Source organism: Dokdonia sp. PRO95, from assembly GCF_000355805.1.
Lineage (GTDB): Bacteria > Bacteroidota > Bacteroidia > Flavobacteriales > Flavobacteriaceae > Dokdonia.
On the sequence record NZ_CM001837.1, the window covers coordinates 2,646,389 to 2,655,767 of the forward strand.

General features: G+C 35.6%; 6 protein-coding genes, 3 tRNA genes and 1 pseudogene. 7 read left to right on the forward strand and 3 right to left on the reverse strand.

Annotation, left to right across the window (positions count from 1 at the left end; genetic code table 11):
- Positions 1–42 precede the first annotated feature (42 nt).
- From D017_RS11945 to D017_RS11970, 6 genes are all read left to right on the forward strand, one after another.
- On the forward strand, positions 43–453 hold the full coding sequence (locus D017_RS11945) for a hypothetical protein (RefSeq protein ID WP_035336755.1): 411 nt from the start codon (positions 43–45) through the stop codon (positions 451–453).
- Between the two features lie 14 nt (positions 454–467).
- Positions 468–3,152 carry a DNA gyrase/topoisomerase IV subunit A gene (locus D017_RS11950; protein ID WP_035336756.1) on the forward strand — a complete coding sequence of 895 codons (2,685 nt, stop codon included), beginning with the start codon at positions 468–470 and terminating at the stop codon, positions 3,150–3,152.
- A 118-nt stretch (positions 3,153–3,270) separates the two neighbouring features.
- On the forward strand, positions 3,271–5,028 hold the full coding sequence (locus D017_RS11955; RefSeq protein ID WP_035336758.1) for a T9SS type B sorting domain-containing protein: 1,758 nt from the start codon (positions 3,271–3,273) through the stop codon (positions 5,026–5,028).
- Between the two features lie 215 nt (positions 5,029–5,243).
- Positions 5,244–5,332 (forward strand) — tRNA-Ser (locus tag D017_RS11960).
- A gap of 71 nt (positions 5,333–5,403) precedes the next feature.
- Positions 5,404–5,478 (forward strand) — tRNA-Pro (locus D017_RS11965).
- Between the two features lie 14 nt (positions 5,479–5,492).
- Positions 5,493–5,566: transfer RNA gene (locus D017_RS11970), tRNA-Arg, on the forward strand.
- A gap of 953 nt (positions 5,567–6,519) precedes the next feature.
- On the opposite strand, the gene D017_RS15285 is transcribed toward D017_RS11970, so the two are convergent.
- From D017_RS15285 to tsaE, 3 genes are all read right to left on the reverse strand, one after another.
- Positions 6,520–6,792 (reverse strand): hypothetical protein, encoded by a 273-nt coding sequence (locus D017_RS15285; protein ID WP_152023896.1) that lies wholly within the window; start codon positions 6,790–6,792, stop codon positions 6,520–6,522.
- A gap of 256 nt (positions 6,793–7,048) precedes the next feature.
- On the reverse strand, positions 7,049–7,180 hold the full coding sequence (locus tag D017_RS15535) for a hypothetical protein (protein WP_262485443.1): 132 nt from the start codon (positions 7,178–7,180) through the stop codon (positions 7,049–7,051).
- A gap of 268 nt (positions 7,181–7,448) precedes the next feature.
- Positions 7,449–7,850 (reverse strand): tRNA (adenosine(37)-N6)-threonylcarbamoyltransferase complex ATPase subunit type 1 TsaE, encoded by a 402-nt coding sequence (gene tsaE / locus D017_RS11980; protein WP_343215425.1) that lies wholly within the window; start codon positions 7,848–7,850, stop codon positions 7,449–7,451.
- 742 nt (positions 7,851–8,592) lie between these two features.
- Here tsaE and D017_RS11985 point away from each other — a divergent pair.
- Positions 8,593–9,379, forward strand: a pseudogene (locus D017_RS11985) (AraC family transcriptional regulator); the annotation flags it as partial.

The following is a 9,379-nucleotide window of genomic DNA, read 5'->3' on the forward strand; positions in this document are numbered from 1 at the left end:
AAGCGTCTATAGTTATAGAAAGAACATTAAAACAAACAAGTTATGGTTAAGAAAATTGCAGTTTTGGTTAGTCTAAGTATACTATTATATGGATGTACGACCGTAGGGTCGTTAGTTGGAGTGAATACAATAGGTGAAAAGCGTATTGCAAAGGAAATTATAAATACTAAGATTTCAGACACGGAAATAAACGATTTTGATATCTCTGATTCTTACAAGGAATATATTAAAAGTCCTGAAGGACGACAATATTATGAAAACGTAAGAGATGAAATGGGGTCCTTGGAAAAGATGAAAATACTAGCGGTTGTAAAACCTTCGAATGATACACTTATTCATGTTTTTAAGGGATATTTTGAAAATGCGGAAACTAATTCTAAAGTTGAAATAACTAGAATTACTAATGAAGGTATTGTGAAAATTGAAGTACGTCCAATGTGGATGAGTAACTAGTGATTTAAAAATTAATGAGCGAAGAAATAAACGACCATAACGAAGACGAAGAATTAAACCCAGAAGCACTTCCAGCAGAAGTAGTAGATGGTGGTGGAGAGACCATTACTCGTGTCTCTGGGATGTTTGAAGATTGGTTTTTAGACTATGCATCTTATGTAATACTTGAGCGTGCTGTACCTGCAATAGAGGATGGCTTTAAGCCTGTGCAGCGACGTATTATGCACGCACTTAAGGAGCTAGATGATGGCCGTTATAATAAAGTAGCAAATGTAGTAGGTCACACAATGCAGTATCACCCTCACGGTGATGCGAGTATAGGTGATGCAATGGTACAAATAGGTCAGAAAGACCTACTTATTGATACACAGGGTAACTGGGGTAATATTTTAACCGGAGACCGCGCGGCGGCATCTAGATATATTGAGGCACGCCTCTCAAAATTTGCACTAGACGTTGTTTATAATCCAAAGATTACAGACTGGCAGGCCTCTTATGATGGTCGTAAAAAAGAGCCTATAAACTTACCGGTAATGTTTCCTCTATTACTTGCTCAAGGAGCAGAGGGAATTGCTGTAGGGTTAAGTACTAAGGTAATGCCTCATAACTTTATAGAGCTTATAGATGCTTCTATAAAACATCTCAAAGAAAAGCGATTTACTATTTATCCAGATTTTCCTACCGCTGGTATTGCAGATTTTACAGATTATAAAGATGGTTTAAGAGGCGGGAAAATACGCTGTCGTGCTCGTATGAGCCAGCAGGATAAAAACACGCTAGTAATTACTGAGCTGCCTTTTGGACAAACTACTACATCGCTCATAGATTCTATCCTTAAAGCAAATGATAAGGGTAAAATCAAGATAAAAAAGATAGAAGATAATACCTCTGCAAATGTTGAGATACTTGTACATTTGCCTAGTGGTATTTCTCCAGATAAAACCATAGATGCATTGTATGCATTTACAAATTGTGAGACATCTATATCACCACTAGGTTGTGTTATTGAAGATAACAAGCCACTTTTTGTGGGAGTGTCAGAAATGTTGCGTAGGTCTACAGATCGTACAAAAGCACTCCTTAAGTCTGAGTTGGAAATCCAGCTTGGAGAATTTGAAAACCAATGGCATTATGCTTCACTAGAACGTATATTTATTGAGAATAGAATTTATCGTGATATTGAAGAGCAAGAGACTTGGGATGGCGTAATTAAAGCTATAGATGAAGGTTTAAAACCTCACATAGGTCACTTAAAGCGCGCTGTAACTGTAGAGGATATTACACGTCTTACCGAGATAAGAATTAAACGTATTTCTAAGTTTGATATAGATAAAGCACAGCAGAAGATAGATGCACTTGAGGATCAAATAGCCCAAGTAAAACATCATCTAGATAATCTCACACAGTATGCGATAGACTACTTTACGCGTCTCAAAAAAGATTACGGAGAAGGAAAAGAACGTAAAACTGAGATTAAAATATTTGATGATATTCAGGCAGCAAAAGTTGTGCTCAGAAATACTAAACTTTATGTAAACAGAGCAGAGGGCTTTGTAGGTACTTCTCTTAAAAGAGACGAGTATGTTGCAGACTGCTCAGACATAGATGATATTATTGTATTTACAAAGTCTGGATCTATGATGGTGGTTAAGGTAGAGTCTAAGACTTTTATAGGTAAAGATATTTTGCACGTCGCTATATTTAAGAAAAAAGATAAGCGTACTACCTATAATATGATCTATAGAGCGGGTAATGGATTACCTACGTATGTAAAGAGATTTAATGTTACTTCAGTAACACGTAATAATGAGTATAAGTTAGCTGGTGATCAAAAAACAGCCCAGGTACTATATTTTAGTGCAAATCCTAATGGTGAGGCAGAGCTTGTGACAGTTTACTTAAGAGCTGTTGCGTCAGTAAAGAAATTACGTTTAGAGATAGACTTCGCAGATGTACTTATAAAAGGTAGATCGTCTAAGGGTAACATCGTTTCCAAAAATGCGGTAAAATCTGTTGAGCTCAAGGAAAAAGGATTGTCCACTCTTAAGCCTCGTAAAATATGGTTTGATAATACTGTACAACGTCTTAACCTAGACGACCGTGGAGATTTGCTGGGTGAGTTTCGTCCAGATGATCGTCTTCTTATCATTAATCAGCATGGGAATGTACGCACTATAATTCCAGAGGTTACACATCATTTTGATGAAGATATGATTGTATTAGAAAAGTGGAATCCTCAAAAACCTATTACGGCTATTTATTGGGACGGTAATAAGGATCGCTACTACGGTAAGCGATTCCTTATAGATTCTCCAGATAAAGAAGAAACTTTTATATCTGATCATGAAAATAGCGTTCTAGAACTTGTGTCTACCGACTGGAGACCAGTGGCCGAAATGATATTTTACAAGCAACGAGGTAAAGACGCCAAGGAAAATGAAATAGTATCCATGGAGGACTTTATAGCTGTAAAAGGAATAAGCGCGCTAGGTAATACCTTTTATACAGAAAAACTCAAAGGTTTGAACTGGATGGAATCCTTACCCTATGAAGAAAATATCGAAGAGGAAAAAGAAAATAATGAAGTGATAGGTGAAGATGAAGACGCTCAAGAAGACAGTTCTACCCAACCTATTAAAAAAGCAGAAACCGAAAAAAGTAGCGATGATGATGATGAGTCGCAAACTTCTTTGTTTTAGAGGTCGTTTTTGTTTTGAGTCATTAAGGTGATTCAACTATTTACATGCTTTTTTCTACATTATTTTTAAATGCCTTGTCAATATATTTGAGGGGACTTGATTTTGAAAACTTTGCGGAATGAATATAAGCGGTAGACAAGGGTTGCTTAGGTGCTATTTAATAGCATTATTTTGTGTTGTTCATATTTTCGCGAAAGCGGCCATTCAAGATAGTAATTGTGCACTACTTATTTCTCCTGCCGAAGGAGAGAATAATGTATCTGTAATCTCAGCCATAAGTTTTGAGCCAGTACCAGGAGCTGTAAGTTATTTTGTAGACCTAGGTACCACGGCGGGAGGAACAGATATTCTTAATAACTTTAGCGTAGGTCTCACTGCTAGTTTTAACCCACCGCAAGGATTGCCTGAAAGTACGGTTATTCATCTTACTGTACGAGCTTTTTTTGTAAGTGACTCGCAGTCGTGTAATAGCCAATCCTTTACTACAGAAGATGTCACGATTATCCCGTCATGTACGCAAGCTAGCTTCCCGGTAGATGGGGCAACAGGCGTATCTTTAAATACGACCATATCTTGGGCTTATGCGGCTAGGGCTACGGGTTATATTATAAACATTGGTACTTCTCCGGGCTCTGTAGATGTAGTAAATGGTCAAAACTTAGGGAATGTGTTGATCTATAATAACGCAGGAGTTTTTGAGGCTGGAACTACATATTACGTTACTATAATTCCTTATAATGAAAATGGGCAAACTATAGGTTGTGTGGAGAGCTCTTTTACAACAGAAACTATTACCACAGAGGTGCCAGATTGTACGCAGCTTATGACACCTGTAGACGGCGCTACTGAGGTTGCGCTAACGCCCATACTCGAGTGGCCGGCAGTGACTAATGTAGAGGGTTATCTTATAAGAATAGGTACAATCCCAGGAGGATCAGATGTACTAGCAAATACAGATATTGGTCTGGCTACCTCTACAGCTGTTTTAGACTTTCTTGAGGGAACTACATACTATGTAACCATAACTCCTTTTAATGCGGCTGGTGAGGCGCAAAATTGCACGCAAACAAGTTTTACGACAACCTTCGGGTGTGGTCCTTATACAGATGGTATTACAGGGGAAATGGTGGATTTAAATCCTGTAATTACGTTAGATGAAAATTATCAAATTTGCAGAGATAATGCCCCTTTGCGTTTAGAATATCGAGATCCGTATGAGCGTATAGTGTGGAGTTCTGTAAACGATGGCGAAATGACGACTATCTCTTCAGAGTCTCAAGTGAGCATAAATGAATCTGGGGTTTATATGGTAGCAGTGAGTACAGAGAGTATGATTGAGTCAGGAACTATTATTTGTACGGCTACACATTCTTTTGAGGTTTCTATAATTGATCCTCCTATTATTGAGAATTTAGTGATTTCAAATCAAGGAAACACAGTGAGTGTTCTCGTAGAACTAGTCGAGGATGGTGATTTTGAGTATTCAAGTACAAGTGAGAATGGTCCTTATCAATCTAGCGCATTGCTTACAAATATTGATGCGACAGATATTCAAGTCTATGTAAGAGACCGCAATGGTTGTGGAAATGACAATAGGCGTATAAAACCTGATCCTGGTTTTCCAAAATATTTTACACCTAATGGAGATGGTATAAATGATACTTGGCAAGTGAGGGGAGCTGTGGTAAATGGTGAGACCGTTACGAGCATAGAAATTTATGATCGATTTGGGAAACTTCTAAAGACTATCACACCTTACGAGCAGGGTTGGGATGGGAGCTATCGAGGTAAAATGCTCTTCAATGGTGGTTTTTGGTATAAGGCAAATACGCTTTCAAACGCGACGTTTACTGGTTATTTTGCTTTAAAGAGGTAGGGGAAGTGCAACGCTTTCGCGAAAATGTAATTTTTTTTTAAAATATTTCAAATGATAAATTTTAAGGTGACTATCTGATTTTTAATTCAATAGAACGTCATGACGGATGATCTTGAATTATTTTTAAATTAAAGTTGAAATTATTCTTGTTTTCTTCTCTTTGTTGATGTAAATTTGCATCCGCTTACAACAAGCAAGTTCATTATTTTATTAAAGGAGAGGTGCCTGAGTGGCCGAAAGGAGCGGTTTGCTAAATCGTCGTAGGTGGAAACACTTACCCAGGGTTCGAATCCCTGTCTCTCCGCAAGTCATAACAAAACAGATGAATAACCATCTGTTTTGTTATTTAAAGATTTATACACTCAGTGTATATTTCGGGGTATAGCGTAGCCCGGTTATCGCGCCTCGTTTGGGACGAGGAGGTCGCAAGTTCGAATCTTGCTACCCCGACTTATTGTTGATTAGGGCTCTTAGCTCAGCTGGATAGAGCACCTCCCTTCTAAGGAGGCGGTCGAAGGTTCGAATCCTTCAGGGCTCACATCACTGTAGAACCACATTCTTTTTTAGAATGTGGTTTTTTTTGCTTTAACCTCATTTAAAGTGACTATAGTGATTCGGCTCAATTCTATTTACGGAATGTTGGATTAATCTAAATTGGTGTATTTATGGAATTGAATCATGTATATCTAAAAAGTATATTTAGTGTAAATCAGAACTCCTCAAAATATGTACTCGATGATAAACTAACTTTGAGATGTTGATTGTCTTGCTGTTTAGTCACTGTCTTATTTATTTTTAAGTGAGTTCATTGTTGATTGTATTTGTATATGCATCGCTGGATTCATTCTAGCGCTTCATTTGGGCTTTTTAGTGGTGTCGTCTCAAATTATCCTTAATCACATGACAAGTGAGGAAGACGGGCTTTTTTTTAAGCTTATGCTGTAATCCATCCTGACTAGTCAAGTTTTTTTCAAACCGTTTTGCCTAGCACTTACTTTGTTTTATAGATAATATCTCTATTCTAGCAGATTGCTCTTCGCAGCTATTGTTAAGAAACTACTGTTCTCGAGTATGGTTAACAGAAGTAGAGGAGCTAGGAGCACAAAGAATCGTAAATTGTTGCTTTATATTGTGGCGATAATCAATTGTCATCTAGATGTAGAAAAGCCCACAGTGTGTTACTGAGGGTCTTTTTCTGTATTGATCTTTATGCTAGATAATTAGTAATCTGTTAAGCAATCTTAGTGTTTAGATAAGCTTTAGCAATTTATAATGCATTGATACCGTTTAGTTGTTTGCGTGAGGGATAGCAGTGGTTACCCTGCAGTGTTGTGAAGCGCTAGCGGAGCATCACGAAGCTTATAAACGTATAGCCCGGTCACTAAACTTCAAGAATGAAATGAATGAAGGGTAGGGGCGCGCCCTAGTAGAATGAAAATGTACTATAGAAGTATGTAATTGCCTTTGCAAACAAAGCTCTGGAATTATTGATTAATCCTCTAGCTCGTCATCTATTTCATCATCATCTACCTCTGGTAAATTAAGTGGAGAATCTGCGGGGATTTTTACAATTTTCCCGTTCCAGCGAACACGTTTTAATTCTTGATCTAGATCTACTCCGTATAAACGGTCGAAGATTTTAGTTCTTATGGTGTAGGATATAGCAGCAACAACGGCGATTAATGGAATAATTATTATCAATTCACTTGAATCCATTATGTACAAATCGTCATTAAGAAGATTGAAGATTTGAAATACATACATTGATATGGGTATTAATATAGCATAATACCACCAGTGTTTGCAGGTGATAAACCAAACTAAAAGTAGAAGTAATGGGATTAGTTTACTAAAGAGAAACCAAGCCATAATTTGAACACTCTTATAGTATTTACTTTCATATAAACCCAAAAAGGATTCCCAATACTTTTCGTCTGGGAATCCTTGATAAGAATAAAAAATTATAGGAGTTGATATTATAAACAACCCTATAAAAGTACCAATAGCTAAAGATTTTCTTTTAGCCTGCAGGTGGTATTTGTGTAAATCTGTCTTTTCTGATTGCTTGTTCTGCATCTTGAGTGTGAACTGTGTACGATAATGCTGTTGCACCAGCGATCACTAGTGCTAAAAATAAAGCTTTAATTTTCATAATTTAGAGTGTTTTGAGTAATGATTTGTTGCTGCAAACATCATCTAAAACTCTTAAATTATTGCCAATTAATTTTTTATGTATATTCGCGCCCATTTTCAAAAAAAAGGCACCCAGTATTATATATGTACGGTTTAAGGGGTTATCTATTAAATTCTAAATTTTCGTTTAAAGGTTTTAACCTTTGTTTTTTAACTTTGTTAAAATAAGGGTTAACAAGAAATTTCTTACAAATTGAATTTATTCTTTTAACTTTTTTTTAACATTTCTAATGTAGGGTTAGCTGTCTTTGAACTTCACTTATTTCATTAATCGTAATCTTTTGTGCGTTTAGCGGCAAAAAAGATTTTATTTTGTCTGGCCATTCAATAAAAACCCAATCTCCTTGATGTAAATATTCTTCAAAACCAAGATCTAACGCCTCTTCCTCTTGCTCTAACCTGTAAAAGTCAAAATGGTATATCACTTTATCATCGTTAGATTTATATTCGTTAACAATTGAAAATGTGGGGCTACTTGCAGTCTCTTGTACGCCCAGTTCTTGTGCCAGTGATTTTATAAGTGTAGTCTTTCCTGCTCCCATATCTCCATAGAAGAGAAGGATATTACTTTTTGAAGAAGAGATTATCGTTTTCGCAATATGCTCAATTTCAGATAAATTATAAATCATCTGCATTAGCTGGGTATTTAAGGGTGTTGCGAAGATAAGAAAATCTTAAAGTTTTAAGATTTTTATTTTGAAATGGATAACTTTTGAGCTCTTTAACGACGTTTTGTTGCTCTTCTAGGATATATACTTAATTCTACCTTTGAGAAGTAGAGTGTTTTGTAATTGAGATAAAATAATAGAAAACCAGAAAGTTGTAATGATGAGGAAGTGGGGTGGAAATAAAAATCGATGTCAACCTATATATAGGTTTGAAGAGAGTATTAATACATTCTTCCTAATTACTAGTTAAAGTGCAAACCCCTAAAATGTAAATTTTAAACTAGTTGTTAAACACCGATTTTAATCTTTCTTGCTTGTGATACATTAATGAGTGTTTGATTAAACACATTAATGAAGTAAGTTCGTTTTTTGATTGATGAACTAATAGCTGTTTGAATAGCAAACACTATTCTTGATTGAGAGTGTAAAAGTCAGCTATACTTAGGAGGATATCAATATTTGTGTAGGAACATTCATAAATTTTCCCTTTAAATTTATGATTTTTCCCATATTTATAAATCTTCCCTTTAATTCTTCGTTTTTTAAGGGTGCCTATCATAAAATTGAGGAATTTAGTAGTTATGAGATTTAATAATAGGGATATAAACTTTAACTTGCAGCCCTCTTAAATAAGCCTAAAACCATTTTAATATATAGAGGAGTAAGATTTTTCTTAGAAATAGTGCTCCCAATCGTTTCGTTAATGATTACAAAGTCCCCTTTATTTATAGTAATCTTTATGTGCTCTTTTTTCTCTTTAAGTGCACAAGAGCTTCCATTTCTATCAGATATTGCTGTACCTGATTCTATAGCTGTAAAAAGTTACCCTGTATTAAGAACTGAATTTTATGCACTTTCCAATTTAAATAATTCTTCACTTGATTCGTTAGTACTTGAATTAAAAGGAAAGGAACTTATAAAAAGAGCTACAAAAGATGAAAATAAATCTGATGTGGCAAAGTTTTATTTGACATTAGACAATGCTAGAGGCAGTGATTATGATATACTAGATTATATACTTGAGTTTACAAGAGCTAATGAGTTAGATGATAATTATGAGGCAGCTTTGTTGCAAAAAGCTATTGCTCTTTATTATGATGAGCGAATTAAAGAGGCTCTATCAGTAGCAGAAGAAGCGTATGAATTTTCTGAAAAAACTCAGAATATATCCAATAAGTGGGTCTTGAAAAATTTAATTGGTATTTTACAAGTTTGTTATGGTAATGTATCCACTGGATTGAAAAATTTAAAAGAGGTAGAGTCAATTTATGTTACTGGAGAAGTAAAAAAAATACACCCATATAATGATGATTCTTACAATAGTGATGTGCTAGCATCAACTAGATATTCAATTGCAAAGACGTATTTTGAGATTGACAGTTTAGATCAAGCAAGTGATTATATTAGGAAAGTTAAAATGTATGCTGACTCAGTAGGGGATGAAGGTCATAGCGATTCTTATTTAGGCCTAAAAGGGGCTATTTTGATAA

Bases quoted from the DNA above. Each gene is read 5' to 3' on its own strand.
- tsaE (WP_343215425.1), bottom strand. From the start codon at position 7,850: ATGATTTATAATTTATCTGAAATTGAGCATATTGCGAAAACGATAATC.
- D017_RS15285 (WP_152023896.1), bottom strand. From the start codon at position 6,792: ATGTATGTATTTCAAATCTTCAATCTTCTTAATGACGATTTGTACATA.
- D017_RS11950 (WP_035336756.1), top strand. From the start codon at position 468: ATGAGCGAAGAAATAAACGACCATAACGAAGACGAAGAATTAAACCCA.
- D017_RS11955 (WP_035336758.1), top strand. From the start codon at position 3,271: ATGAATATAAGCGGTAGACAAGGGTTGCTTAGGTGCTATTTAATAGCA.
- D017_RS11945 (WP_035336755.1), top strand. From the start codon at position 43: ATGGTTAAGAAAATTGCAGTTTTGGTTAGTCTAAGTATACTATTATAT.
- D017_RS15535 (WP_262485443.1), bottom strand. From the start codon at position 7,180: ATGAAAATTAAAGCTTTATTTTTAGCACTAGTGATCGCTGGTGCAACA.